22 protein-coding genes, 2 tRNA genes and 1 other RNA gene are annotated in these 26873 nt (G+C 73.5%); 10 read left to right on the top strand and 15 right to left on the bottom strand.

The window, feature by feature from the left end; translation table 11 throughout:
- Positions 1–150 precede the first annotated feature (150 nt).
- Entirely contained in the window at positions 151–603 is a 453-nt protein-coding gene (locus ACFY2K_RS20205) for a GatB/YqeY domain-containing protein (protein WP_375887651.1), read from the bottom strand.
- A gap of 154 nt (positions 604–757) precedes the next feature.
- Here ACFY2K_RS20205 and ACFY2K_RS20210 point away from each other — a divergent pair, with 154 nt between their 5' ends.
- The 4 genes from ACFY2K_RS20210 (at position 758) to ACFY2K_RS20225 (ending at position 4280) form a co-directional block, all read left to right on the top strand.
- A complete protein-coding gene (locus ACFY2K_RS20210; RefSeq protein WP_387712918.1) occupies positions 758–1474 on the top strand; it encodes a CGNR zinc finger domain-containing protein in 717 nt (238 codons plus the stop codon).
- 24 nt (positions 1475–1498) lie between these two features.
- A complete protein-coding gene (locus ACFY2K_RS20215) occupies positions 1499–2443 on the top strand; it encodes a metallophosphoesterase (RefSeq protein WP_375887655.1) in 945 nt (314 codons plus the stop codon).
- Between the two features lie 100 nt (positions 2444–2543).
- Positions 2544–2617 (top strand) — tRNA-Pro (locus ACFY2K_RS20220).
- Positions 2618–2891: 274 nt separating this feature from the next.
- Positions 2892–4280, top strand: a complete 1389-nt coding sequence (locus ACFY2K_RS20225; RefSeq protein WP_387712921.1) for a YDG/SRA domain-containing protein — start codon at positions 2892–2894, stop codon at positions 4278–4280.
- Positions 4281–4334: 54 nt separating this feature from the next.
- On the opposite strand, the gene ACFY2K_RS20230 is transcribed toward ACFY2K_RS20225, so the two are convergent.
- Entirely contained in the window at positions 4335–7148 is a 2814-nt protein-coding gene (locus ACFY2K_RS20230; RefSeq protein ID WP_387712924.1) for an AAA family ATPase, read from the bottom strand.
- Positions 7149–7326: 178 nt separating this feature from the next.
- Between ACFY2K_RS20230 and ACFY2K_RS20235 the strand changes: the two genes are divergently transcribed.
- From ACFY2K_RS20235 to ACFY2K_RS20250, 4 genes are all read left to right on the top strand, one after another.
- A complete protein-coding gene (locus tag ACFY2K_RS20235) occupies positions 7327–7704 on the top strand; it encodes a nuclear transport factor 2 family protein (protein WP_380527182.1) in 378 nt (125 codons plus the stop codon).
- Positions 7705–7967: 263 nt separating this feature from the next.
- Positions 7968–9413: a DHA2 family efflux MFS transporter permease subunit gene (locus ACFY2K_RS20240; protein ID WP_387712928.1), complete on the top strand. Its 1446-nt coding sequence runs from the start codon at positions 7968–7970 to the stop codon at positions 9411–9413.
- Between the two features lie 185 nt (positions 9414–9598).
- A complete protein-coding gene (locus ACFY2K_RS20245; protein WP_380532139.1) occupies positions 9599–11449 on the top strand; it encodes a S9 family peptidase in 1851 nt (616 codons plus the stop codon).
- Positions 11446–12132: a hypothetical protein gene (locus tag ACFY2K_RS20250; protein WP_387712930.1), complete on the top strand. Its 687-nt coding sequence runs from the start codon at positions 11446–11448 to the stop codon at positions 12130–12132. The genes ACFY2K_RS20245 and ACFY2K_RS20250 overlap by 4 nt, the downstream gene beginning before the upstream one ends.
- Positions 12133–12141: 9 nt before the next feature.
- Here the strand turns inward: ACFY2K_RS20250 and ACFY2K_RS20255 are convergent, their stop codons facing one another.
- The 10 genes from ACFY2K_RS20255 to ffs all read right to left on the bottom strand — a co-directional run bounded on the left by ACFY2K_RS20255 (position 12142) and on the right by ffs (position 22251).
- Positions 12142–12945, bottom strand: a complete 804-nt coding sequence (locus ACFY2K_RS20255) for an SURF1 family protein (RefSeq protein ID WP_380588212.1) — start codon at positions 12943–12945, stop codon at positions 12142–12144.
- Between the two features lie 174 nt (positions 12946–13119).
- On the bottom strand, positions 13120–14286 hold the full coding sequence (locus tag ACFY2K_RS20260) for a hypothetical protein (RefSeq protein WP_375887680.1): 1167 nt from the start codon (positions 14284–14286) through the stop codon (positions 13120–13122).
- Positions 14279–14824 (bottom strand): SigE family RNA polymerase sigma factor, encoded by a 546-nt coding sequence (locus tag ACFY2K_RS20265; RefSeq protein WP_254802531.1) that lies wholly within the window; start codon positions 14822–14824, stop codon positions 14279–14281. The genes ACFY2K_RS20260 and ACFY2K_RS20265 overlap by 8 nt, the downstream gene beginning before the upstream one ends.
- 351 nt (positions 14825–15175) lie before the next feature.
- The gene (locus tag ACFY2K_RS20270; RefSeq protein ID WP_380532127.1) at positions 15176–16237 is read right to left on the bottom strand and encodes an aspartate-semialdehyde dehydrogenase; all 1062 of its coding nucleotides are present in this window, start codon (positions 16235–16237) and stop codon (positions 15176–15178) included.
- Between the two features lie 28 nt (positions 16238–16265).
- Positions 16266–17546, bottom strand: coding sequence for an aspartate kinase (locus tag ACFY2K_RS20275; RefSeq protein ID WP_375887685.1), 1281 nt, complete (start codon positions 17544–17546; stop codon positions 16266–16268).
- Positions 17547–17955: 409 nt separating this feature from the next.
- The gene (locus tag ACFY2K_RS20280) at positions 17956–18660 is read right to left on the bottom strand and encodes a DUF5063 domain-containing protein (RefSeq protein WP_375887687.1); all 705 of its coding nucleotides are present in this window, start codon (positions 18658–18660) and stop codon (positions 17956–17958) included.
- Entirely contained in the window at positions 18653–19252 is a 600-nt protein-coding gene (gene recR, locus ACFY2K_RS20285; protein WP_375887690.1) for a recombination mediator RecR, read from the bottom strand. Before recR ends, ACFY2K_RS20280 begins: the two co-directional genes overlap by 8 nt.
- Positions 19253–19434: 182 nt before the next feature.
- Positions 19435–19776 (bottom strand): YbaB/EbfC family nucleoid-associated protein, encoded by a 342-nt coding sequence (locus ACFY2K_RS20290; RefSeq protein ID WP_360227091.1) that lies wholly within the window; start codon positions 19774–19776, stop codon positions 19435–19437.
- 92 nt (positions 19777–19868) lie between these two features.
- A complete protein-coding gene (locus tag ACFY2K_RS20295; RefSeq protein ID WP_387712938.1) occupies positions 19869–22070 on the bottom strand; it encodes a DNA polymerase III subunit gamma and tau in 2202 nt (733 codons plus the stop codon).
- A gap of 90 nt (positions 22071–22160) precedes the next feature.
- Positions 22161–22251, bottom strand: an RNA gene (gene ffs, locus ACFY2K_RS20300) — signal recognition particle sRNA small type.
- Between the two features lie 111 nt (positions 22252–22362).
- On the opposite strand from ffs, the gene ACFY2K_RS20305 reads away from it, so the two are divergent.
- Positions 22363–22447, top strand: a tRNA-Ser gene (locus ACFY2K_RS20305).
- A 100-nt stretch (positions 22448–22547) separates the two neighbouring features.
- On the opposite strand, the gene ACFY2K_RS20310 is transcribed toward ACFY2K_RS20305, so the two are convergent.
- The 3 genes from ACFY2K_RS20310 to ACFY2K_RS20320 all read right to left on the bottom strand — a co-directional run bounded on the left by ACFY2K_RS20310 (position 22548) and on the right by ACFY2K_RS20320 (position 25069).
- On the bottom strand, positions 22548–23792 hold the full coding sequence (locus ACFY2K_RS20310; RefSeq protein ID WP_380390160.1) for a tyrosine-type recombinase/integrase: 1245 nt from the start codon (positions 23790–23792) through the stop codon (positions 22548–22550).
- A gap of 13 nt (positions 23793–23805) precedes the next feature.
- Positions 23806–24111, bottom strand: coding sequence for a helix-turn-helix domain-containing protein (locus tag ACFY2K_RS20315; protein WP_380390158.1), 306 nt, complete (start codon positions 24109–24111; stop codon positions 23806–23808).
- Between the two features lie 448 nt (positions 24112–24559).
- Entirely contained in the window at positions 24560–25069 is a 510-nt protein-coding gene (locus tag ACFY2K_RS20320) for a helix-turn-helix domain-containing protein (protein ID WP_380390156.1), read from the bottom strand.
- A 408-nt stretch (positions 25070–25477) separates the two neighbouring features.
- On the opposite strand from ACFY2K_RS20320, the gene ACFY2K_RS20325 reads away from it, so the two are divergent.
- Entirely contained in the window at positions 25478–26800 is a 1323-nt protein-coding gene (locus tag ACFY2K_RS20325; protein ID WP_380390154.1) for a DUF3631 domain-containing protein, read from the top strand.
- Positions 26801–26873: the final 73 nt, after the last annotated feature.

Consider the following 26873-nt stretch of genomic DNA (forward strand, 5'->3'; position numbering starts at 1 on the left):
CGGCACCGCCCGGTACGACGGCGAAGGGGCGCCCTCCGAATCTTCCGGAGGGCGCCCCTTCGCCGTGTCGGTGTCGGCGGTACGGCCGTCACTGCGGCGGCAGCGGCGACGGTGACGGCGGCGGCGGTGACGGCGGCGGTGACGTGCAGCTCAGAGCAGCGCGGCCTTCACCGCGGCCGCCACCCGGCCGCCCTCGGCCAGACCGTCCACCTTCGGCTTCACCAGCTTCATCACGGCGCCCATCGCCTGCGGACCGCTCGCCCCGCTCTCGGCCACGGCGGCGGCCACGATCGCGGCCAGCTCCTCGTCCGAGAGCTGCTTCGGCAGGTAACCCGCCAGCACCTCGCCCTCGGCGCGCTCGCGCGCGGCCTGCTCCACCCGGCCGGCCTGGTCGAAGGCCTCGGCCGCCTCGCGGCGCTTCTTCGCCTCGCGGGTGATCACCTTCAGCACCTCGGCGTCGGACAGCTCGCGCTTCTCCTTGCCCGCCACCTCCTCGCTGGTGACGGCGGAAAGCGTGAGCCGGATGGTGGACGAGTGCAACTCGTCCCGGTCCTTGATGGCAGCCGTGAGGTCCTCCTGCAGCTGCGCCTTGAGCGTCGTCATGGGCCCGAGTCTCCCACCTGGGGCGTTCCGTCGCTTGCCATTAACGACTGCCGTCAACGCTTGCCGTCAACGGCTGCCGTCAATGGCTGCCGTCAAGCACCGCCGTCAACGGTCGGCCGCGACCGCCGGGTCCGTAACCACCTACCCTGGTTACATGACCGACGGAGACCGCGCAGCGGAACACCCGACCGGCCTGGTCCTCACCACAGCCGCCGGCGCCCGCTTCCACTTCGACCCCGGCGCCCTCTGCCTGGAACTGCTCACCACCGGCGGCCCCGGCCCCTACGCCCGGTTCGAAGTGCTGCACCGCCCGTCCGACCTCACCGACTGGCTCACGCGCTCCCGGCTGCGGCTGCCCGCCGGCACCGTACGGATCACCGAAGGCCAGCTCGGCACCGCCCGCACCCTGCGCGACGCCCTCTGGCGCCTGGCCGCCGACCGCGCCCACGGCCGCCCCGGCGACCCCGCGGACCGCGCCGCCCTCAACCGGGCCGCCGCCCACCCCTCGCTCGTCCCCCGGATCGCCCCGGACGGCACCGCGGCCGCCCCGCTGCCCGCCGACGGTGCCCAGCTCGTCTCCACCCTCGCCCGGGACGCCATCGCCCTGCTCACCGGCCCGCACGCCGACCGGATCCGGGAATGCCGGGCGCACGACTGCCGGCTGCTCTTCGTCGACACCTCGCGGCCCGGGCGGCGGCGCTGGTGCTCGATGGAGCGCTGCGGCAACCGCAACAAGGTCCGGGCCCTGCGCGCCCGCCGGGACACCGACCCCGCCGGCCCGGTCGACCCGATTGCCCCGGTTGCCCCGGTCGACCCGGTGCAGGTCACGGTGGCCGTGTCCGCACCGCGCCACCGGACGTTCACCAGCTGATCCACCGTCTGAGAGCATGGGCTGATGCGACCGCTGTACTCCGTCCCCCTCGGTGTCGCCGCTGCCGGCGCCGCCTGCCTCGCCTACTCCGTCGGGTACGAGGTACGTGCCTTCCGGCTCCGCCGCGTCGAGGTCCCCGTCCTGCCCCACGGCGCCAAGCCCCTCCGGGTCCTCCAGGTGTCCGACATCCACATGGTGGCCGGGCAGGGCAAGAAGCAGCGCTGGCTGCAGAGCCTCGCCGGCCTGCGCCCCGACCTCGTGGTCAACACCGGCGACAACCTCTCCGACCCGCTCGGCGTCCCCGCCACCCTCGACGCCCTCGGGCCGCTGATGGACTTCCCCGGCGTCTACGTCTTCGGCTCCAACGACTACTACGGGCCGGCCCGCAAGAACCCCGCCCGCTACCTCCAGGCCATGCGCAGCGGCGTCCACGGCATGAACAACCCCGACGGCACCGGCAACCGCGGCATCAGCGGCGCCGTGCACAACCCCTGGGAGAAGCTCCGCGACGGCTTCGACGCGGCCGGCTGGCTCGACCTGACCAACACCCGCGGCCGCCTCACCGTCAACGGCCTCGACCTCGAGTTCACCGGCCTCGACGACCCGCACATCCGCCGCGACCGCTACGCCGCCGTCGCCGGCGGCCCCTCCGCCGACGCCGACCTCTCCCTCGCCGTCGTGCACGCCCCCTACCTGCGCGTCCTCGACGCCTTCACCGCCGACCGCTACCCGCTGATCCTGGCCGGCCACACCCACGGCGGCCAGCTCTGCATCCCCTTCTACGGCGCCCTGGTCACCAACTGCGACCTCGACACCCGCCGGGTCAAGGGCCTCTCCACCCACAAGGCCGGCGGCCACCGCTCCTACCTCCACGTCTCCGCCGGCTGCGGCACCAACCGCTACACCCCGATCCGCTTCGCCTGCCCCCCGGAAGCCACCCTCCTCACCCTCACCCCGGCCCCCCGCTGACCCCGACCGGACGCCCGCCCGAAACCGGATTTCGTGTCTCGGCGAGCGTCCGGTAGAGTTCTACTCGTCGCGAAGGAGACGGAGCGACAAACAGAATGACCGGGGTGTGGCGCAGCTTGGTAGCGCGCTTCGTTCGGGACGAAGAGGCCGTGGGTTCAAATCCCGCCACCCCGACCCAGTACAGAGGGCCCATCGGAGAAATCCGGTGGGCCCTCTGGCGTTGTGCATGGCCAACTGGGGAGCTGCGAAGGTCCGGTGGACTTGCAGATCCTGGTGTCCGTCGCAGCCGACGCATCGTCGGAGAAGAACAGCACCCCGTTGCATGACAGCTCGGCACATGGGCGTGGGTCGCCGTGGACGTCGTGGCCGGTCCTCAGTGCGTGGAACTGCGGCACGCTCGCCCGCGTTTCGGGCTACAGAGATCACCCAGCGACACTCCGGGGGCCCGATGCAAGAGGCACGTCACGTCAACGATCTTTGCACTGCGATCGCCGCACTGCGCGTTGACCGGTCTTCCGGTCAGCCTGCCAGGCACCAACCGATCACCCTGCTGTGGGCAATCGGGCGGGCGGCAGCGCAGGAGCCGAGGACGGTCCCGTGGTCCGTCGCACAGGGCGAGCTGCGAGCGCTGCTCGAGAAGCACGGACGCCCTGGTTCGGACCCCGCTCCGGAATACCCCTTCGTTGCCCTGAGCCGGTCGGAACTGTGGGAGCTGAACGGCCACGAGGGGCCCGTTCCTCCGGCCAGGGGTTCAGTGGTCCGGCGGTGGCTCGATGATCAGAACCCGACGGGTGGGCTGGGGCGCGGCTTCTACGAGCTCATGGCCAGCTCGCCTACCGCGCGGGACCGGGTGGTCAGCGCGCTGGTGACCCGTTTCTTCGACGCGGAGAGGCCCTCGGACTTGCTGGAGGACACCCGTCTCGATGCCGTTGCCTATTTCGACGGCTTCGGCCACGTGCCGGGAACAACGGTCGGACAGGTCTTCGTCAGTCGGCGGGCTGCATTCGATGCGGGCGTCCACCGGCAGCTCCAGGCCGGGATCAGCGGGACGCAGGAGAAGGGCGCCGAATCCATCGTCGTATCCGGCGGGTACGAGGATGACGAGGACCATGGTGATGTCATCGTCTACACCGGCCAGGGCGGCCGTTTGAAGGACGAACGGATCCAGACCTTCGACCAGCCGCTCACCCTCGGCAACGCCGCTCTGGTCACCAGCAGGACCACGAACGTTCCGGTACGGGTCATCCGGGGAGAGCCGAACGGCTCCGGGCGCTCGGGCAGCATGATCTACCGCTACGACGGGCTGTTCCGGGTCGTGGACTACTGGCACGCCACTGGCAAGTCCGGTTTCTTGGTCTGGCGCTACCGACTGGAGCAGCTCGCGGCCGACGAGTCACCGAGCCGTGAAGCCCGGCTCAAGGAACCTGTCGGGCAGGACGCTCCGACCCGCTTGGAGACCATCGTCCAGCGGATCGTCCGGAGCACCAAGGTCGCGAACCACGTCAAGCGGGCCCACAAGTTCACGTGCCAGGTGTGCGGGATACGGCTGGCCACCCGCACCGGTGCCTACGCAGAAGCCGCCCACGTCCGTGCGCTCGGCCGGCCGCACAACGGCCCGGACGTCGCTGCGAACGTCCTGTGCCTGTGCCCCAACCACCATGCGCTCTTTGACTTCGGCATGCTGACCATCGCGGACGATCTGACGATCACTGACCACGCCACGGGTGCGGAGATCGGGAAGCTGCGCGAGGCTCCGAGCCATCGGATAGACCGAGCTCATCTGGCTTACCACCGGGATCACCACTCGGAGGGCTGGAAGCACGATTCAGCGGACTGAACACCCCGGGGCCCTGCCGACGATCGGCAGGGCCCCGGTCGTGTCCCGGGTGCGTCAGAGCGTGGTGGGGAGGGCGGTGCGGGAGGTGATGCCGAGTTTGGGGTAGGCCTTGTAGAGGTGGTGGGCGACGGTGCGGGGGCTGAGGAAGAGTTGGGCGGCGATGTCGCGGTTGGTGAGGCCCTGGGCGGCCAGGCGGGCGATCTGGAGTTCCTGGGGGGTCAGGGGGTTCGGGAGGGCCTGGGAGGGCTGGGGTGTGGGGGCCGGGGTGCCGGTGGCGGAGAGTTCGGTGCGGGCGCGGGTGGACCAGGGGTGGGCGGCGAGGCGGTCGAAGACTTCGAGGGCGGCCGTGAGGTGGGGGCGGGCGTCGGTGCGGCGGCGGGTGCGGCGGAGCCATTCGCCGTAGAGCAGGGCGGTGCGGGCCTGTTCGAAGGGGCGGTGGGTGGTGGCGTGGAGGTCGAGGGCGGCGCGGTAGGCGGGTTCGGCGAGTTCGTCCGGGCCGAGCAGGGCCTGGCAGCGCAGGCGTAGTGCCTCGGCCCAGGGGCGGTCGGCGGCGGTGGTCCAGCGGGCGAAGCGTTCGTAGGCCTCGGCGGCGCGGTCCGGGGTGCCGAGGCGGACGGCGGCTTCGACCAGGTCAGGGACGGCTCGGGTGGCGCTGACGTGGTGCCGGTGCGGGCCGGTGGTGAGGGCCTGGAGGCGGTCGGCGGCGCCTGCGGCGCGGCCCTGGCCGAGGTCGAGCAGGGCGAGGGCCCAGTGTGCCCAGGGGCGGCCGGCGGCGGGGGCGGCGGTCTGCGGGCCGGTGGTGGCGAGCGCGGTGGTGGCCAGTTCGGTGCAGCGTTCGGTGCGGCCGTCGAGGGCGGCCAGGTAGGCGAGCAGGGCGCTGAGTTGGCTGACCCACTGGTGCTGGCCGGTGTCCCGGGCGAGGTCCAGGGCCTCGGTGGCGGTGAGTTCGGCGTCGGCGTGGCGGCCGTGGAAGAGCTCGGCCTCGGCGAGGAAGAACTGCAGGGTGGGCATCACGCCGAGGGTGCCCTTGGCGCGGGCCTCGGCGACGAGTTCGCCGCCGAGGTCGACGGTCTCCTCGTCGCGGCCCAGGACGAGGGTGGCGCCGCAGAGTTGGACCAGGTCGGCGGGGCTCTCGGCGCCGGCCCGGCGGGCGGCTTCGACGGCCTCCCGGGCCGGGCGCAGGGCGGCGGGTGCCGCTGCGGCGGCGGGTCGGCCGAGGGCCGGGAGGACGGCGGCGGGGAGGTAGCGGGCGAGCGGGGCGACGGGGTCGTCGTCGCCGAGCGGGAGGGCGGCGAGCCGGTCGAGCACCTCGGCCACCGGCTCCTCCCCCGCGTACCAGGCGGCGTGGAAGGCCTGGAACAGCATCCGGGCGGCGTGGGCGGGTTCGACGACGTCGGGGGCGTCGGAAGCGTCGGGGGCGTCGGAGGAGGTGGCGAGCGCGAGGGCGGCGTCCAGCAGCAGCCGGTACGCGGTCGGGTAGGAGCCACGCCAGAAGTGCGCGGTGGCCCGGACGTGGTCCAGCAGGGCGTGCGCGAGGACGCTGTCGGTGCGGGCGGCGGCCTCGTCGGCGAGGGCCTCGGCGCGCTCCAACTCGCCTTCCTCGGTGGCGGCTTCGGCGGCCAGCACGAGTCGGCGGGTGGCCGCGTCGCGGTCGGGGGTGAGCCGGGCGGCGCGTTCGTACGCGGCCGCGCCGCCGTGGCCCCCGCGCCGGCCGGTGCGGACGGCGGTGCGTTCCAGCGCGTCGGCGAGGGCGGCGTCGGGGGCGGTGGCGGCGAGGGCGAGGTGCCAGGTGCGGCGGTCGCCGTCCGGGAGTGCCCCGGCGACGGCGCGGTGGACGGTCAGCCGCTGGTGGTGCGGGGCGCGTTGCAGGATCGCGGAGCGCAGCAGCGGGTGGCGGAAGGCGATCCGCCGGTCGGGGGTGACGGTGACCAGGCCGGATTCCTCGCCGGGGGCGAGGTGTTCGGCGCCGACGCCGAGCGCGGCCGCGGCGGGCAGCAGGACGTCCAGCTCGCCGCTCTCCTCCGCAGCGGCGACCAGCAGCAGGGTCTGGGTGGCCGGGGGCAGGCCGGTGACCTGGCCGTGGAAGGCGATCAGCAGGCGGCTGGTGAGCGGCAGCCCGCCCGCGGTGTGCGCCTGCGGGCCGGTGGCGACGGGGAGTTCGGTGAGGGCGAGCGGGTTCCCGGCGGCTTCGGCGAGCAGGCGGTCGCGGACGGCGGCGGGCAGGTCGGGGCCGGCCCGCTCGGCCAGCAGCCGGGTGGCATCGGCCTCGGCGAGGCCGGTCACCCGCACCTCGGGCAGGCCGAGTTGGCGATCGACGGAGGCGCCGGGCTCGGTGCGGGCGGCCAGTAGCAGGGCCACCCCTTCGGCCTGGAGGCGACGGGCGGCGAGCAGCAGGGCGTCCAGGGAGGCCCGGTCGAGCCACTGGACGTCGTCCAGCACGCACAGCAGCGGCTGGTCGGCGGCGAGTTCGGCGAGCAGTCCGAGGGTGGCGAGGCCGACCAGCAGTCGGTCGGCGGGGGCGGGTGCGGGTGTGGCAGATGGTGCCGCTGCCGGATCCTCGGGCGCCTCGCCGAGCCCGAACGCCGCCTCCAGGGCGCGCCGTTGCGGCCCGGGCAGGACGTCCAGCCGGTCCAGGCCGGGGGCCAGCAGCAGGCTCAGCCCGGCGAAGGGCAGTTCCGCCTCGTACTCGACGCCGGCCGCCCTGATCACCCGGAAGGCCGTCCCGGCCCGGGCCACGGCGTCGTCCAGCAGGGCGGTCTTGCCGATGCCCGCCTCGCCGCGGAGCAGCAGCGCCCCGGCGCCGCCGTCCCGCGCCCGCGCCAACAGGCCGTCCACCGCGACCTGTTCGTGTTCCCTCCCGTACAGCATGCCCCGACCCTACCGAGCCGACCGCCGGCGCTCCGGCGCAACGGCTACACAGGCGGGTGCGAATACCTACGTACCCCCATGCCTATCCGTGACCGATTCGCCCGCGGCGGCCCGTCCCTACCTTTGTGAGCAGCGGGAACGACCCGCCAACGGCCCACCGGCACACGGGAGACGAACCATGACCGAGATCACCACCGCCGCCCTCCAGCAGCTCGCCGAGCGCTACCTGGCGGTCTGGAACGAGACCGACCCGGCTGCCCGCCGCAAGCTGATCGACGAGGTGTGGGCCGAGGACGGCCGCTACACCGACCCGCTGGCCGCCGTGGCCGGCCGGGACGCGATCGACGCGCTGATCGGCGCGGCCCAGGCCCAGTTCCCGGGCCTGGAGTTCACCCTCGGCCCGGTGGACGCCCACCACGACATCGCCCGGTTCACCTGGAACCTCGGCCCGGCCGGCGCCGAGCCGGTGGTGATCGGCTTCGACGTGCTGGCGGCCACGCCGACGGGCCGGATCGGCACCGTGCACGGGTTCCTGGACCGCGTGCCGGGCGCCTGAGTCCGGGACGGACGTCCGAACCGGGCGGACGTAACCGGGAAGACGGACGTACGAGCAAGACGGGCGTACGAGCAAGACGAGCGTCCAAGCCAAGCGGATGTCTCAGCAAGACGGACGTACGAGCAAGACGGACGTCCAATCCATACGTACGTCCGTACCAGACGCCCGTCCGAACACCGGACAGGCCGGTTCCAGGGGCGCCGCACCCCCACGGCGGCGCCCCGCCCCCTGAGGGCGGGGCGCCCGAGAGAGGAGAACCCGAGTTGAGCACCGCACTGAAAGCCCCCGCCAAGGCCCCCGGCCCGGCTACGCCCGTTCCGCCCGCTACCCCCGCCGCCCCGGCGGCACCCGCCCCCCGGGGCCTGCTGCCGGTGATCCTGACCGCCACCTTCATGACCGCCCTCGACACCTTCGTCGTCAACGTCGCCGTCCCCTCCGTCCAGGCCGATCTGGGCGCCGGCCCGGCGGTCGTCCAGTGGGTGATGGCCGGGTTCGGCCTGGCCCTCGCCGTCGGGCTGGTCACCGCCGGCCGGCTCGGCGACCGGTACGGCCGGCGCCGGGTGTTCGCGCTCGGTCTGTCCCTGTTCACCCTCGCCTCGGCGGGCTGCGGCCTGGCCCCGACGGCGTCCGCGCTGGTCGGCGCCCGGGTGGCGCAGGGCCTGGCGGCCGCGCTGATGGGCCCGCAGGTGCTGGCGATCCTGCGGACGGCGTTCAGCGGCGCCGCGCAGGCCCGGGCCTTCGCCCGGTACGGACTGACGATGGGCGTCGGCGCGGTGTTCGGCCAGCTGATCGGCGGGCTGCTGATCCGCGCGGACCTTCTCGGCCTGGGCTGGCGCAGCTGCTTCCTGATCAACCTGCCGATCGGCCTGGCCGCGCTGGCCGCCGTCCGGCGCTGCCTGCCGGAGTCGCGGGCGCCGCAGCGGCCGGGCCTGGACCCGGTCGGGGTGCTGCTGGCGACGGTCGGGCTGACCGCCCTGGTGCTGCCGCTGATCCAGGGACCGGGCCTCGACTGGCCGCTGTGGACGCTGCTCTGCCTCGGCGCGGCGGTCGCCGTGCTGGTGGCGTTCGCCGTCCACCAGCACCGCAGTACGGGCCGGGGCACCCCGCTGGTGGACACCCGGCTGTTCCGCGGCCGTGCCTTCGGCACCGGGCTGCTCGCCCAGCTGGTCTTCTGGCTCGGCCAGGCCTCGTTCTTCCTGGTGCTCGCCCTGCACCTGCAGCTGGGCCGCGGACTGGACGCGCTCGGCGCCGGGCTGGTGTTCACCGCGATCGGCCTCGGCTACCTGCTGACCTCGAACGCCACCCACCGGGTCACCGCGCGCCTCGGCGAGCCGCGCACGATCACCGTCGGCGGGCTGCTGATGGCCGCCGGGCTGGGCCTGCTCGCGTTCGCCGCCGACGCCGGCGCGGACGGCACCGTCTGGTGGCTGGCGCCCGGGCTGTTCGTGGACGGCCTCGGCATGGGCCTGGTGATCGCGCCGGTCACCACCGTCGCCCTGGCGGCCGTGGAGCCGCAGCTGGCCGGGGCGGCGGCCGGGGCGGTGGCCACCGTGCAGCAGGTCGGCGGCGCCGTCGGGGTCGCGCTGATCGGCCTGGTCTACTACGTCGCCGGCGACCCGACGGCGGCCTTCGTCCGCAGCACGGCGGTGCTGGCGGTGCTGGAGCTGGTGCTGGTGGGCCTGGTCCGGCTGGTGCCGCGCCGTTCGTGAATGCCGCAGGAGCACGACCCGGGAGAACGTCGCGGGGGCACGACCCGGGAGAACGCCCTGGGAGCACCACCCGGGCGGGCCGCCGAGGAGCACGACCCGGGCAGGCCGCCGGAGGAAGCCGGGCGGGCGGGGCGATCCCCGCCCGCCCGTTCCGTTCCGTCCCCCCGATCGGGTTGGATGGTCGGATGAGCGAGGAGAAGAGCACCGTACCGGCGTGGGAGCAGCGGTTCAGGGCGGCCCGGGTGTCACTGCCCGACTGGGCCGAGGACGCCCCCGACCGGGCGCTGTACGTGTCCAACGCGACCGGCACCTACGAGGTCTACGCCTGGGACCGTGCCACCGGCTCCCACCGCCAGGTCACCGACCGGCCGAACGGCACCACCGACGCCGAGCTGTCCCCGGACGGCGCCTGGGTCTGGTGGTTCGACGACCACGACGGTGACGAGTTCGGCGTCTGGCGCCGCCAGCCCTTCGCGGGCGGCCCGGACGAGGAGGCCGTGCCCGGCCTCGCCGCCTCCTACTCGGCCGGCCTGGCGCTGGGCCGCGACGGCACGGTGGTCGTCGGCCGTTCCACCGACGAGGACGGCACCACCCTGCACCTGCGCCGACCGGGCGCGGCCGCGCCGGTCGAGATCTACCGGCACGAGGAGTACGGCGGCGTCGGCGACCTCAGCCACGACGCCACCCTGCTGGCCGTCGACCACACCGAGCACGGCGACGCGATGCACTCCGCCATCCGGGTGGTCCGGCTCACCGGGGACGGGATCGAGACCGTCGCCGAACTGGACGAGGTCACCGGCCGGGACGAGCCGCGCGGCGTCGCCTGCCTGGGCTTCGCCCCGGTCGAGGGCGACACCCGGCTGCTGGTCGCCCACCAGCGCACCGGCCGCTGGGAGCCGATGATCTGGGACGTCGCGACCGGCGCCGAGACCGCCCTCCCGCTCCGCGACGAGCAGGGCCGCGAGCTGCCCGGCGACGTCTCCGCGCAGTGGCGCCCCGGCGCCGGGGCGCTGCTGGTCGAGCACGAGTACGAGGCGCGCAGCGAGCTGTTCACGTACGACCTCGCGGACGGCCGGCTGACCCGCCTGGAGACCCCGCGCGGCACGGTCGGCGGCGCCACCGCCCGCCCGGACGGCACCGTCGAGTACCTGTGGTCCTCGGCCGCCGAGCCCTCCGCCGTCCGCTCCACCGCGGGTGCGGTCGTGCTGCGGGCGCCCGGCCCGGTGCCGCCCGGCTCCGTCCCGGTCGAGGACGTCTGGGTGGACGGTCCCGGCGGGCGGGTGCACGCCCTGGTGCAGCGCCCGCGGACCGGGGGCCCGGGGCCGTACCCGACGGTCTTCGAGGTCCACGGCGGCCCGACCCACCACGACAGCGACTCCTTCGCCGCCGGACCGGCCGCCTGGCTGGACCACGGCTTCGCGGTGGTCCGGGTCAACTACCGCGGCTCGACCGGCTACGGCCAGGCCTGGACGGACGCGCTGCACGAGCGGGTCGGCCTGATCGAGCTGGAGGACATCGCGGCGGTCCGGGAGTGGGCCGTCTCCAGCGGCCTCGCCGACCCGCGGCGACTGGTGCTCACCGGCGGCAGCTGGGGCGGCTACCTGACCCTGCTCGGCCTGGGCGTGCAGCCCGACAGCTGGTCGCTGGGCGTCGCCGCGGTACCGGTCGCGGACTACCACACCGCGTACGCCGACGAGATGGAGGCGCTCAAGTCGCTCGACCGCACCCTCTTCGGCGGCACCCCCGAGGAGGTGCCCGAGCGCTTCACCGCCTCCTCGCCGCTGAGCTACGTCGAGCAGGTGCGGGTGCCGGTGTACATCAGCGCCGGGGTCAACGACCCGCGCTGCCCGATCCAGCAGATCGAGAACTACGTCGAGCGGCTGGAGCAGCTCGACAAGCCGCACGAGGTGTACCGGTACGACGCCGGGCACGGCTCGCTGGTGGTGGAGGAGCGGATCCGGCAGCTGCGGCTGGAGATCGACTTCGTCCGGCGGCACCTCGGGGTCCCCGACGGCGGCAGCGGAGCGGCTGGGTGAGACGTCTGTCGGCGGTCGCGGGGGCGGCGGTGGCCGGGGTGCTGGTGCTGGTGCTGAGCGGCTGCTCGGGCTCGCACGGCGACGAGGTCGCCTGCCCGCCCCCGGCCACGGCCCCGGTGCCGGCCACGCCCACGGCGCCGGCCACACCCACGGCTCCCGCCGCGCACCCGGCGCCCGCGCCCAGCGGCTCGGCGACCCGGGCGAGCGCGCCGGTGGCCGGGGCGACGGTCCTCCGGGCGTCCTACCAGCCGGGCGCTGAGGAGGACGCGGCCGAGCGCGGCGGATCGCACGGGTCCGGCGGTTCGCACGGCTCCGGCGGGTCCAGCAGTTCCGGCAGTTCCGGCGGTTCGCACGGCTCCAGCAGCTCCGGCGGTTCGAGCGGCTCCAGCGGTTCGAAGGGCGGCGGTCGCACCACGCACCACCACATCGACCACTACGGCTCGAACAACGGGTCGGCCGGGCGCGGCCACTGCCGCGGCGGGAGCACGCCGGTGGACGAGGACACGGCGACGCCGTTCGGTAGCGGAGGCAGCGGAGGCAGCGGAGGCAGCGGAGGCAGCTCGTCGACCCCGTCGGGGCCCCCGACCGGCCCCGCAGCACCGATCACACCGACCGGCGCACCGACCGCACCACTCAAGCCGACCCCGGTGCCCACCCCGCCCCCCGGCAGGCCGACCCGCTGACCGGGCGGCTCAGTCCAGGACCGGGTCCAGCCCGAGGGCCCGGTCCTGCTCCGCCTCCGCCTCCCGGCGCACCAGGCGGAACCACATGAAGACCACGAACCCGCCGAAGACGAACCACTCCAGCGTGTAGCCCAAGTTCTGGAAGGCCCGCAGGGTGAGCCCGTCCCCGCCCTGCGGCTGGACGGTCGGTACGGCGGTCAGCCCGGCGGGCACCTGGTCGGCGGAGACCCAGCCGTCGTACCAGCCGTCGTACTCCAGCACGTTCAGCAGCGAGGCCCGGTTGATCATGCCGAGCTGCCCGGTGGGCAGGCCGCCCGCGACCGCGCCGTTGCTGCCGACCGACTCGTTGGCCTGGAGCCGCCCGGTCACCGTCACCGGCCCGGTGGGGGCCGGCCCGACCGCGTGGGCGGCGCCGGACGGGTCGGCGGGCGGGTCGCCGGGCGCCCAGCCCCGCACCACGGCGACGGCGTGTCCGTCGGCGGTACGCAGCGGGGTCAGCACGTAGTAGCCCTGCTTGCCGTCCAACACCCGGTTGGGGACGAGGAGTTGGTGCTCGGTGTCGTACTCCCCGGAGGCCGTGACGGACTTGCCGACGGTCTCCGTGGTCACCTGCGGGGTGGCCGGGCCGAGCAGCGCGTCGATCGGACGGGCTTCACCCGAAGCGGCGAGCGACTGCTTGGTCTCCTGGTGAGTGGAGACGCGGTCCTCGAACCGGCCGAGCTGCCAGGAGCCCAGCCAGACGCAGACCGCCACGGCCGCCACGGCCAGGGCGGTGCCGCCCAGCCAGCGCGGAGTCAGGAGGAACCGGTACACACCCCCCACGGTAACCACTCCTCACACCGCGCCGGACCACAGGGTCCGCCTCCGCCCGCCGGATCGGCCGCGGAACGCCGCGCGGCCGACGCCCGCGCCGAGCCCGGGTCCTGCACCGCCGCCGCCCGCGCCGCCCCCGGATCCTCCACCGCCGACGCCCGCGCCGCCCCCGGCTCAGCCCGCCGCGGGCGTCCCCGAGGGCCGGGCCGCCGACCCGCCGGACGGCTGGACCCCGCCCCGGTAGAGCGTCCCCCCGCACCCGACCGGCAGCGAGGCCGTGGCGACCGCCGGGCTGCCGGGGGCCGGGGTGTGGGCGATGGTCGCGGTGGGCGGGGCGCCGGTCGGGTTGCCGCTCGGGGTGGCGGTGGGGCTCGGCGCCGCGGTGGGCCCGGAGGTGGGCGAGGGGCTGGCCTGCGGGTTGGAGCTCGGCGCCGCCGAGGCGCCGGTGCCGGAGTTCGGGGCCGCGCCGGAGGAGCCGGCGGGGCCCTGAGTGGTCAGGGAGGCCTGGTTGGTGCCGGAGGTCGGTGCGGTGGTGGCGCCGCCGGAGGAGCCGCAGCCCTGGTCCGGGATCCAGGCGAACGGCACCTTGTACCCGGCCTGCGGGGCGAGCAGCGGCGGTTCGGCGTCCATCGCGGGCAGGTTGCCGGCCGGGTCGCCGGGGGTGTGGTCGGCGGAGCGGACCCGGTTGCGGTCGGTGCCGCTGACGTCGGTGACGGCCACCGCGCCCGGCCCGCCGAGGCGGCAGCTGCGGCCGGAGACGTTGTACACCGTGAAGGAGCCGTAGATCCGGCCCTGGGTGTCCGCGGGGCCGACCTGGGCGGTGCCCTGGCCGAGGTCGGCCCGGGTGCAGAGCGGGACGATCCCGCCGTCCCCGGTGCCGGGGGCCCCGGTGGGGGTGGCGGGGCCGGTGCGGGTGGCGTCCGCGCCGGGGCTCGGCGAGGCGCTGCCGGTGCCGGTCGGGGAGGTGCTGCCCGCGCCGCCGGGGCCGGGGCGTACGCCCCCGCCGGTGGCGCTGCCGCCGATCGCGCTGCCGGTGGGGGCGGCGAGGGTCGCGCCGCCGGCGTTCGCCGAACCGGGCCCGCCGGACAGTCCGAGGTGGTCGCCCTCGTGCAGGACGGGCAGCGCGATCGCGACCGCCAGGGCCAGTGCCGCCGCGCCCGTCCAGGCCCCGCGCCGGGCGGCCCGCCGCCGGGGTACGGCCTGGCGGATCCGCGGCAGGGCGCCGACTCCGGGCTGGATCCGGTCCACCGCGTGGTGCATGAGCTCGCGCAGCGCCCGTTCCTCGGCGGAGAAGTCCGGGAGGTGGTCGTCCCCTGGCCGCTGGCGGGCGCCGTCAGCCATGTCCGGCCTCCATCTGGGTCCGGAGGGCGGCGAGTCCGCGTGAGCCGTACGCCTTCACCGAACCGAGCGAGATGCCCAGGGTCTCGGCCACCTGCGCCTCCGTCATGTCCACGAAGTAACGCAGCACCAGAACCTCCCGCTGACGGCGTTGCAGACCCTTCAACGCGGCCTTCAGCTGGTCGCGCTCCAAGGCATCGTAGGCACCTTCTTCTGCACTGGCCATGTCAGGCATCGGCTTGGGCAGCAGTCGCAGGCCGAGGATCCGCCGTCGCAGCGTGGAGCGCGACAGGTTGACCACCGTCTGCCGCAGGTAGGCCAGGGTCTTCTCGGGCTCGCGCACCCTGCGCCGGGCGGCGTGCACCCGGATGAAGGCCTCCTGCACGACGTCCTCACAGGTGGAGAGGTCGTCCAGGAGCAGCGCGGCGAGGCGCAGCAGCGAGCGGTAGTGCGCCTGGTAGGTCTCGGTGAGCAGGTCCTCGCTGGTACCCGCGTCGGTACCCGCGCCGGAGTCCGCCGCACCGGGTGCGGCCGCCGTCATCTGGTCGTCTTCCGGCCTACTCGAAGACCACGGGGAACGCGCCGGAAAGGCCACCACGGCTCTCGCCCCGATGCCCGCCCTTGCCCCCACCATCACGTTCGCCACGCCCGTTGGACACTCGATCCCCTGTCATGGTTGCCCAGCCCGGGGGCCATTCTTCCGCATCGGCGGAAGCGGCCTCCAGGGGATTCCCACGGGATTCCGGACAGATTGTGTCGAGGAGCGGACACAGGTCCGGACGTCCTCGGGCACAAGGGGCCCTCAGAACCGGGCCGATGACGGGTCCTGAGCCTCCTCACCGTCAGTTCGGGCCGCCCTCGCCCCGCCTGAAGCGCCGACTGGCGGCCGCCCTCAGTCCGCCCGGAGCGCGAGCTCGGCGGCCACCAGCTCGGCGATCTGCACCAGGTTGAGCGCGGCCCCCTTGCGCAGGTTGTCGCCGCACAGGAAGAGGTCGAGAGCGTCCGGCTCGTCCAGCGCCCGGCGCACCCGCCCGACCCAGACCGGGTCGGTGCCGACCGCGTCGTTCGGGGTCGGGAACTCCCCGGCCGCCGGGTCGTCGTAGAGGACCACGCCGGGCGTCTCGCGCAGGATGTCCTGGGCGTGCTCCTGGCTGACCTCGCGTTCGAAGCGGGCGTGCACGGCCAGCGCGTGGGTGCGCACCACCGGGATCCGCACGCAGGTCGCGGAGACCTTGAGGGCGGGCAGGCCGAGGACCTTGCGGGCCTCGTCGCGCAGGCCCAGCTCCTGGGCGGACCAGCCGCCGTCCTGGAGGCCGCCGGTCCAGGGCACCGCGTTCAGGGCGAGCGGGGCCGCGAACGGCCCCTCGTCGGCGATCACCGCGCGCAGGTCGCCGGTCTGCCGGCCGACCTCGGTGCCGGCCACCAGAGCGGTCTGCTCGCGCAGCGCCGCGGTGCCGGCCCGGCCCTCGCCGCTGGCGGCCTGGTAGGTGGCCACCACCAGCTGCTCCAGCCCGTACTCGGCGTGCAGCGCGCCGACCGCCGTGACCAGCGCCAGCGTGGGGCCGGCCGGACTGGCCACGATCCCGCGCGGACGGATCCGCAGCGCGGCCGCGTTCACCTCGGGGACGACCAGCGGTACGTCCCCGACGGTGCGGAAGGCGGCCGAGTCGTCGACCACCACGACGCCCTTGGCCGCCGCGATCGGCGCCCACTGGGCGGAGACCTCGTCGGGGACGGCGAACACGGCGACGTCGATCCCGGCGAAGGCCTCCTCGGTCAGCGGCACCACCGGGACCGCCTCCCCGCGCACGACCGGCGTACGGCCGGCCGAGCGCGGGGAGGCGACGAGTCGGACCTCGCCCCAGACGTCCTGACGGAGCGAGAGCAGGCCGAGCAGCACCTCGCCGACCGCGCCGGTGGCGCCGACCACGGCGAGGTTGGGACGCCGGGTCACCGCCCGGTGCCCCCGCCCGGCTCCCGGGTCATCGACCGGTGCCGCCGTAGACGACGGCCTCGTCGCTCTCGCTGTCCAGGCCGAAGGCGCTGTGCACGGCGCGGACCGCCTCCGGCACGTCGTCGGCGCGGGTGACCACCGAGATGCGGATCTCCGAGGTGGAGATCAGCTCGATGTTCACGCCCGCGGCCGAGAGCGCCTCGAAGAAGGTCGCGGTGACGCCCGGGTTGGAGCGCATGCCGGCGCCGACCAGCGAGATCTTGCCGATCGCGTCGTCGTAGCGCAGCGACTCGTAGCCGATGCCCTCCTTGACCCGGCCGAGCGCGTCGATGGCCTTCTGGCCCTCGGTCTTCGGCAGGGTGAAGGAGATGTCGGTCAGACCGGTCGACGCGGCGGAGACGTTCTGCACCACCATGTCGATGTTGACCTCGGCGTCGGCGATGGCGCGGAAGATGCGCGCCGCCTCGCCCGGCTTGTCGGGCACGCCGACGACGGTGACCTTGGCTTCGGAGGTGTCGTGGGCGACCCCGGAGATGATGGCCTGCTCCATCTCGCCCCCTTCGGGCTTGTTCGGGTTGTCGTTGCTGACGATCGTCCCGGGAAGACCCGAGAAGGACGAGCGTACGTGAATCGGGATGTTGTAGCGCCGCGCGTACTCGACACAGCGGTCGAGCAGGACCTTGGAGCCGGACGAGGCCAGCTCCAGCATGTCCTCGTACGCGATCCAGTCGATCTTGCGCGCCTTCTTCACCACGCGCGGGTCGGCGGTGAACACGCCGTCCACGTCGGTGTAGATCTCGCAGACCTCGGCCTTGAGCGCGGCGGCCAGCGCGACGGCGGTGGTGTCCGAGCCGCCGCGGCCCAGCGTGGTGATGTCCTTGCTGCTCTGGGACACGCCCTGGAAGCCGGCCACGATCGCGATGTTGCCCTGGTCCAGGGCGGTGCGGATGCGACCCGGCGTCACGTCGATGATGCGTGCCTTGTTGTGGACGGAGTCCGTGATGACACCGGCCTGGCTCCCCGTGAAGGACTGGGCCTCGTGCCCCAGGGATTTGATCGCCATGGCCAGCAGCGCCATGGAGATGCGCTCTCCAGCGGTCAGCAGCATGTCGAACTCACGGCCGGCAGGAAGCGGTGACACCTGCTCCGCGAGTTCGATGAGCTCGTCCGTCGTGTCGCCCATCGCGGACACCACGACGACGACCTCATGGCCGGCCTTCTTGGCGTCAACGATTCGGCGGGCAACGCGCTTGATGCCTTCGGCATCCGCAACGGATGAGCCGCCGTACTTCTGCACGACAAGGCCCACGTGCGCTCCTCGACTAGTGTCGTTTTCCGGGGGCTCCAGGCCCCCGTACCCCCCGGGGGAAAGGGGGGTGCGGTCCGCGCCAGTCTACCGAGCAGGGGTGCCCTGACCGGCGCTTTCCATATGATGAGACGGCCGTTTCAGCACGTGGGCGGCGGTTCGGGCGGTGCCACCGGCAGGTCTGCGGGACACCGGGCGCCGTTCCGAAGAATTCCCGGACGAATACCGGGTACCCCGGCCGGATTTCTTTTCCGGGGGGATTGCTGAGGCATTCGTCACAATCGCCGACGGCCGCCGCGGTCCCCGGCGGCGGCCCTCGGTTGCGGCCTTCGCTTACTGCCCTCGGTGCGGCCCTGGGTTGCGGCCCTCGGTTGCGGCCCTCGGTTGCGGCCGAGGGCCGGCTACCTGCCGCCTACCGGCCGAGGCCGAGCTCGGCCTCCATCAGGTCGCCCGCCTGCTGCTCCAACTGCTCGTCGGTCAGCCCGTCGTCGTCGGTGTCCGCGCCGTCCGGCGCCGCACCGATCGGACTGTCCAGCCGGACGTGGGCGATGAGCGACTGCAGCGCCCGCAGCACCGCCGTGCAGGTCGTGCCCCAGTTGGAGAGGTACGAGAACTGCCACCACCACAGCGCCTCGCTGACCCGGCCCTCGCGGTAGTGGGTCAGGCCGTGCTGGAGCTCGCTGACCACGCCGGCCAGGTCGTCCGAGATCCGGAAGGCGTTCGGCTTCTCCGGCGGACCGTACGGGTCGAAGACCTCGTGGTAGACGTCGATCGGCGCGAGCAGCACGGCGAGGCGCTCGCGTAGCTGCTCGCCGTCCGGCTCCGGCCCGGCGTCGGGCTCGAAGCGGTCCTCGGGGACGACGTCCTCGATCGCGCCCAGCCGGCCGCCGGCCAGCAGCAGCTGCGAGACCTCCAGGAGCAGCAGCGAGACCGCGCTGCCCGGTTCGTCGCCCTTGGCGACCTCGGTGACGGCGAGCACGAAGCTCTCCACCGAGTCGGCGATCTGCACGGCGAAGTCGTCCGGCTCGGAGCCGTGGCCGTGGGTGTGCGGGGCGGTCGCCCCGGCCTCCGGCTGCGGGGAGCCGTGGGGCTGCTGGTTGATCGTCCGGTCAGACATCGAGCAGTCGTCTCCCTTCGAAGGCGCGACCGAGGGTGACCTCGTCCGCGTACTCCAGGTCCCCGCCGACGGGCAGTCCGCTCGCCAGCCGGGTCACCTTCAGGCCCATCGGCTTGCACAGCCGGGCCAGATAGGTGGCGGTCGCCTCCCCCTCCAGGTTGGGGTCGGTGGCCAGGATCAGCTCGGCGACCGTGCCGTCCGCGAGGCGCGCGAGCAGCTCGCGGATGCGCAGGTCGTCCGGGCCGACGCCCTCGATGGGGCTGATCGCGCCGCCCAGCACGTGGTAGCGGCCGCGGAACTCACGGGTGCGCTCGATGGCGACGACGTCCTTGGGCTCCTCGACCACGCAGATGACGCCGAGGTCGCGCCGCGGGTCCAGGCAGACCCGGCACCGCTCGGCCTCCGCGACGTTGCCGCAGACCGCGCAGAACCGGACCTTGTCCTTGACCTCCAGCAGCGCGTGCGCGAGACGGCGCACGTCGACCGGGTCGGACTGCAGCACGTGGAAGGCGATCCGCTGGGCGCTCTTGGGCCCGACGCCGGGCAGCCTGCCCAGTTCGTCGATCAGGTCCTGAACCACGCCCTCGTACAACGTCGCGCCTTCCCTCGGATGGTCCGGTGGTGCTCCTGGTCGGAGGTGCCCCGGTGCCATCATCCAACGAATCGGGCGCCGGACACACCGCCCGACGCCCGACTCCCACAGAAATCACATGGGTCCGCCGTCTGAACTCCAGACCGTCGACCCCCGCGGCGGGGATCACGGCCGGGGTTTCCCTAGAACGGCAGGCCGGGGATGCCGCCGCCGCCCAGGCCCTGGGTCAGCGGGCCCATCCGCTCGGCCTGCATCTTCTGGGCCGCCTGGTTGGCGTCCCGCACGGCCGCCAGGACCAGGTCGGCCAGGGTCTCGGTGTCCTCCGGGTCCACGGCCGCCGGGGCGATGGTCAGCGCCACCAGCTCGCCCGAACCCGTCACCGTGGCCTCGACCAGGCCGCCGCCCGCCGTACCGTTCACCTTCGCCTCGGCCAGCTCCTGCTGGGCCTTCGCGAGCTCCTCCTGCATCTTCTGCGCCTGCTTGAGCAGCTGCTGCATGTTGGGCTGACCACCACCGGGGAACACGGCTCACTCCTTGCTGTCACACGGTTCGTCGTACGTCACGGTCGAGCCTACGGGCCCGGGGCGGATGCCGTGGCCCCGCTCCCGGGGAGCGCTCAGTTGCCGCGGTGGTGGATCTCCTCCAGCACCGTGGCCCCCAGCTCGCGGATGATCAGGTCCTGGCCGGAGAACGTCTCCTCGTTGAGGTCCGGGTCGTCCTCCTCCGGGATGTCGTCCTCCGGCCGCACCGACTGCACCGGGCGGGCCGGGGGCGCCGCCACCGGCGGCGGGGCCTGCACCGGCGCGGGAGCCTGCACCTGCGGCCGGGGCGGCGCCTGGACCGGGGCCTGCGCCTGCGGCGGGGCCTGCACCGCGGCCTGCGCCGGGGCGGGAGCCGCCGCCGGCGGGGCGGCGGCCGCCGGACGGGCCGGGGCCCCCCAGCCGCCGCCGGCCGGGGCCGGGGCCGCCGCCGGCGCACCCACGCCGCCCGACGGGTCGACGATGCACTCGATCCGCCAGTCCACGCCCAGCGCGTCCGACAGCGCCTGGCGCAGCACGTCGTCGCTGTTGCTGCCGACGAAGCTGTCCCGGGCACCGGCGTTGATGAACGAGACCTGGAGCACGCTGCCGTCGAACCCGGCCACCTGGCCGTTCTGGCTGAGCAGGATCCAGGTGAAGCGGCGGCGGTTCTTCACCGCCTCCAGGATCTGCGGCCACAGCTGCCGGACCTGCCCGGCGCCCTGCTGCGCGGCCGCGGACGGCTGACCGCCGGGGGCGCCCGCGGGGGCGGGGGTGGGGGCGGGGACCGGCTGGGCCGGGGTCGGCGCGGGCTGCGGGGCGGCCTGCGGCTGCGGCACGGGGGCGGCAGCAGCAGCGGGGGCGGGTGCGCCGGCGGCGGGCGGGAAGCTGCGCGCGATCGGCCAGGCGCCCGGAGCGGGCCCGGCCGGGGCCGGGGGTGCCGGGGCCTGCGCGGGGGCGGGGGCGGGGGCCGCCACGACCGGCGCGGGCACCGGAGCGGGCACCTCCACCGGCGGGGCAGCCTGGGGGACCGCCGGCGCCGCCGTCGCAACGGCCACGGGGGCCGCCATCGGGGCCACCCCGGCCACCGGTGCCATCGGTGCCATCGGCGCCATCCCGGCCGGTGCGGCGAAGCCTCCCGCCGCGGCCCGGCGCTCCAACTTGTCCAAGCGCGCCTGCAACGACAGCTCGTCGCTGTACGCGCCCGGCAGCATCACCCGGGCGCAGATCAGCTCCAGCTGGAGCCGGGGCGCCGCGTTGCCACGCATCTCGGTCAGCCCGGTGTTGACGATGTCCGCGGCCCGGCTCAGCTCAGCCGCGCCGAAGGCGTCCGCCTGCGCCTGCATCACCGCAACCCGGTCCGCCGGGGCGTCGATCAGCCCCTTCTCCCCGGCCTCCGGCACGGTGGCGAGGATCACCAGGTCGCGCAGCCGCTCCAGCAGGTCCGTGACGAAGCGGCGCGGGTCGTGCCCGCCCTCGACCACCCGGTCGATCACCTGGAACACCGTCGCGCCGTCCTGCGCGGCGAAGGCGTCCACCACCTCGTCCAGCAGCGCCGAGTCGGTGTACCCGAGCAGCGACGTCGCCATCTGGTACGTCACGCCGCCCTCGGCGGCACCGGCCAGCAGCTGGTCCATCACCGACATCGAGTCACGCACCGAGCCCGCGCCGGCCCGTACGACCAGCGGGAACACCGAGTCCTCGACCTGGATGCCCTCGCGGCCGCAGACCTCCGCCAGGTAGTCGCGCAGGGTGCCGGGCGGGACCAGCCGGAACGGGTAGTGGTGGGTGCGGGACCGGATCGTCCCGATCACCTTCTCCGGCTCGGTGGTCGCGAAGATGAACTTGAGGTGCTCCGGCGGCTCCTCGACCACCTTGAGCAGCGCGTTGAACCCGGCCGAGGTCACCATGTGCGCCTCGTCCAGGATGAAGATCTTGTACCGGCTGTGCACCGGCGCGAAGAAGGCCCGCTCACGCAGCTCGCGCGCGTCGTCCACACCACCGTGCGAGGCGGCGTCGATCTCGATCACGTCGATCGAGCCGGGCCCACCGGTCGCGAGGTCCCGACAGGACTGGCACTCCCCGCAGGGCGTCGGCGTCGGCCCCTGTTCGCAGTTCAGGCAACGGGCCAGGATGCGCGCGCTCGTCGTCTTGCCACAGCCGCGCGGCCCGCTGAACAGGTACGCGTGGTTGACCCTGTTGTTGCGCAGGGCCTGCTGGAGCGGAGCGGTCACGTGCTCCTGCCCGATGACCTCCGCGAAGGTCTCGGGGCGGTAGCGGCGGTACAGGGCTAGGGACACACCCCCGACGATATCGGGACGGACGGACAAACGCGTCGCCCCTTCACCCCGGCCCCGCTCTCCCCACGGCCCACACGCCCCCGGGAACGCAAAGACCCCTCGTGCACCCGCCAGAGCCCTCCTACCCTTGCTGCCTTCCGGCCCTGGGGGGGTTCAGAGAGATGACGCCACACGAGGGGCTGACCCCCACAGTACCGGATCCCGGCCCCGACGATCCACAGGCCACCCCCACCCCTCAGCCTGCGGGACAGCTGGTCGCGAGCACCCCGAAACATGTACTAAGCTCTCCCACGGAGGATTCGCCTAGAGGCCTAGGGCGCACGCTTGGAAAGCGTGTTGGGGGCAACCCCTCACGAGTTCGAATCTCGTATCCTCCGCCTTTGCCTAGCAAGGCAGTTGAAGGCCCCGACCGGGTTTCCGGTCGGGGCCTTCTTCGTGTCGTGGTCTCAGTTTTGGTCTCAGTTGGGGTTCTGGGCCTCAGGCGGCGTCTTCGCCGGGGTCCTCTGGGCCAGATCCGACGTCGCCCCACAGAGCCGCGCCGATCTTCCTGCCGACGTCGTTCAGCATCGGCTCGGTGACGTGCTGGTAGCGCTGGGCCATCGAGGTCGAGGACCAGCCCATGATCGCCATTACGATCCGCTCCGGCACGCCGAGCAGGAGCAGGACGGTCGAGGCGGTGTGGCGGGCGTCGTGGAGGCGGCCGTCACGGATGCCGGCCTCGCGCAGGAGACGCTTCCAGTGGTGGTAGTCGGTGCTGGGGTTGAGCGGCTCGCCGGTCTCCGAGGTGAAGACGTAGCCCTTGTCCGTCCAGAGGTCGCGCGCGAGGGCCCGCTCGCGGTCCTGCTCCTCCTTGTGCTGCCGGAGGATCACGACGAGCGGCTCGGGCAGCGGCACCGCGCGTCGCCCGGCTCGGGACTTGGTGTCCTTGGTCTCGCGCCGGATCGGCTCCTTCTTCGGGCAGAAGCCGGGCTTGCGCCCGCAGCGGTCGCCGCAGCCGTGCCGGTACTTGGGCCGCAGTCGGCCGCGCTTGACCCAGGCGACGCCTCGGGTGAAGTCGATGTCCTTCCACTGGAGCCCGAGCACCTCGCCCTGACGCAGGCCGAGGGCGAGCGCGAAGATCCAGCGGGCGGAGTTGCGGCGCTTGCGCGCCGTGTCCATGAGCGCCTGGACCTCCTCGATCTCGAACGGCTCGACCTCCTCCTCTTCGAGCTTCGGGGCCTTGGCGATCGTGGCCACGTTGCGGGTGAGGTGGTCGCGCCGCAGAGCCTCGCCGAGGGCGACACGGATGGTGCGGTGGGCCTGGTGGGCGGTACCGGCGGCGCTGCCGGCGGCCTGCATCTTCTTGTAGAAGCGCTCCAGGTGCTCGGGCTCCAGCTTCTCCAGGCGGTGCGCGCCGAGGCCGGGGACGAGGTGCACGCGGACAGCGACCTCGTATCCGGCGTATGTGTTCTCGCTGACGGTGCCCGGCACGATCTCCTTGATCCAGTGGGTCAGCCACTTGCCGACCGTCCACTTCTGGCCAGCCTTGGGCACGGTGCCGTTGTCGCGCAGCTTCTCCAGCTTGCGGACCTTGGCCGTGACCTCGGGGCGGGTCTTGGCGCTGACGTGGCGGCGGTCGGGGGTGCCGTCGTCCTTGACCCCGACCGTGACGCGGCCGTGCCAGCGGCCATCGCTGCCCTGGTAGATCGAGGAGTCGCCGTTGGGCTTGCGGGTGTTCGCCATTCGGTTCCCCCGCTCAGGCCGCGAGCGCGACGGTCGAAGGGGCAGCCTGCGTACGGGCGGCCACGTACTCCTTGAGCGCCTCGGCGGGCACTCGGCGGAGACGGCCGATCGTCACGGACGGGACTTCGCCGGAGGCGACCAGGGCGTACATGGTCGTCCGGCCGACGCCGAGACGACGGGCGGCTTCCTCCACGGTGAGGGCGACGAGCGTCGGGTCCGGCACCTCCGTGCCGCAGCTGGCGACGAGGGCGAGGAGCTGGTGCTCCGTGAGGCCGATTGCGCCGGCAAGGCGCGCGAGGGACAGGGGCGTTTCAGGCATAGGTGTTCCTCCCAGCGGCGCGGGGCAACGCGCCGCCGTGGCGACTGTTGGGATGGGCGGTGGGTTGATGGGCTGCCGGGCGGCCCTCGACGTTCGTAGCGCCGGGGGACGGGCAGCGGGGTAGGTGGTGGGCGGGGCGGGCACACTACGGCGGTCTCGGCTCGGGGCCTAAAACGATCTTGGACGCATGGGCCGGGTCGAGCGTTTTAGGTTGCGAGCCGGGTCGCGGCGATGATGCTCCGCGAGGCCGTCGATCCCGAGCTGGGGCGGCCCTCAGCGTTCGTAGCGCCGAGGGTCGGGCAGCGGGGTGGTGGGCGGGACGGGCACACTACGGCGGCCCCGGCCGGAAACGAAAAAAGATCTTGGGCGCGTGCGCCGGTCTGGCCTTTTTAGGATTCCGGCCGGGTCGCGGCGAGGATGCCCCAGGCGGCGAGCTGGGCGGGCTCGCTTACCGGTCGGCCGAGGGGTCCTTGCGGAGCGGGTCCCACTGGGAGCTGGGGGCCGGGTACCAGGTGGGCTCGGCGCCGGAGGGGCCGAGGTCGACGCCTTGGGCTTCGAGCCGTTCGGCGATCTCCTCGTAGGTGCGCAGGGCCTCGTCGTACCGGGCCTTGGCGGCCTGTTCGAGGTCGTGGGCGGTTCTCCACTCCTGCTCGGCCTTCTCGACGGCGAAGCCTGCTTCCTGCAGCTCGTAGTCCGGTTCGTCCGGGCCGGCCACGGCTTCGGTCATGAAGTTCGCCGGCGGGACGCTGAGTGCCTTGGCCAGGCCGATCACCTCGTCGAAGCGGACCGGGCGGGTTCCGTTCTCGATCTTGGCGACCTGGGTCTGGTGGAACTTGAAGCCGAGCCGGGTCATGCGTTCGGCCACGTCCTCCTGGGAGAGGCGGGCGGCCTTGCGCAAGACCTTCAGGTTGTGGGCCACGAGGGCCTCGCCCTCCAGGGCCTTGTACCGATGCACCATGGGGTTGACCATATCAACCTCCTTCCGATTGCGAGCAGGCGCGGCGCGACGACAGGAGTGACTGTAGCAGCATGAAAAGCCCAACCGCCAAGCGGTTGACTGGACCTTCACCAAACCTTCACGAATCAGTCCAGCCAGCAGAAATGCCGAGAGAGGTTGAGATTGCCATGCGTGAATCGCTTGACTGGAGGCCGATATCCCGCTACGTTCGACCATGCCAGCATGAAACGACCAACCGAGAAGAGGTTAAGCCGGGTCGGGCGCCAGCCCGAATGCCCCCAGGAAAACGCGAAGCCCCCGGCGCTACGAACACCGGGGGCTGATCGAAAACCTCGCCACCGCCCATCCCAGGACAGTCGACCTACGGCGGACCGGGTTGCCCCCCGGAGCCGCCGAGTGAGGATCTCCATGACCGAGGTTACTGCCTCCCAGCCCCACGCCACACCCCTCCCAGCGGACAAGCCCGCCGTCGCATGGCCGCCCGTGGCCAAGGCCGGCGAGCCCGGCACCTACCTGCCCGCCCAGCAGCCCGTCGTGTCCACAGCCTGTGGACACGACGCCGAGGCGGCGCCTGCCGAGCCCACCGTCCCGGACGGGACCGACCTGATGCCCGACACCGAGGTGACCGAGGGCGCCGACCTGCTCGCGCAGCTGAGGGCCCTGATCGCGAAGTTCGTGATTCTTCCCTCCGAGCAGGCCCTGGACGCCGCCACGCTGTGGGTCGCCGCGACCCACCTGCAGGGCTCGTGGCAGCACGCCCCGCGCCTGGCCGTGGTCGGCCCGGCAAAGCGCTGCGGCAAGTCGCGCCTGCTCGACGTGCTCGCCGAGACGGTCCACCAGGCGATGCTGACGGTGAACTCTTCTCCGGCCGCCATCTTCCGCTCGATCAGCGAGGAGCCGCCCACCCTGCTCGTGGACGAGGCGGACACGATCTTCGGCAGCCCGAAGGCGGCGGAGAAGAACGAGGAGATGCGTGGCCTGCTGAACGCCGGGCACCAGCGCGACCGGTACGTGCTGCGGGTGGTCGGCAACGACCACACCCCTCGCCAGTTCCCCACCTTCGCCATGGCGGCCATCGCCGGCATCGGCGACCTCCCCGACACGATCATGGACCGCTCGATCGTGATCCGCATGCGCCGCCGAGCCGAGGGCGAGCGCGTCGCGCCGTACCGCACCGCGCGAGACCGCCCCGCCCTGCACGCGATCCGCGACAAGATCGCCCGCTGGACCGCACCCCTCGCGGACCAGGCCCTCCACCTGGAGCCGAGCATGCCGGTCGAGGACCGCGCCGCCGACACCTGGGAACCCCTGGTGATCATCGCCGACCTCGCCGGAGGACCATGGCCCCGCCTGGCCCGCCAGGCGTGCAAGCGCATGGTCGACGCCGAGGTCCAGACCGAGGAGGACAACCCCGGCGGCGCGCGGATCCTCGCGGACATCCGGCGGATCTTCCACGCCGCCGGTGAGCCGGACAGCATCGCCACCGACCAACTGCTGTTCAACCTCAACGGCGACCCCGAGGCCCCCTGGGCCGAGACCAGCCGAGGCGGGCTGACCCCGCGCGGCCTCGGCGCGATGCTCCGCGAGTTCGGCATCTCCTCCGGCAACGTCCGCATGCCCGACGGAACCCAGCGCAAGGGCTACCTGCGCAACAAGTTCCTCGACGCCTGGCGGCGCTACTGCCCCGCAGTCCACCCCGTGAACGCCACCGCAGCGGGCAGCAGAGGCTGACCACCCTCCCCGAAATGCCGTCCCTGCCGTCCCTGCCGTAAAACCGCAGGTCACCGCACCTGCCGCCAAGACG

It is taken from the genome of Kitasatospora sp. NPDC001309 (genome assembly GCF_042896295.1).
Lineage (GTDB): Bacteria > Actinomycetota > Actinomycetes > Streptomycetales > Streptomycetaceae > Kitasatospora.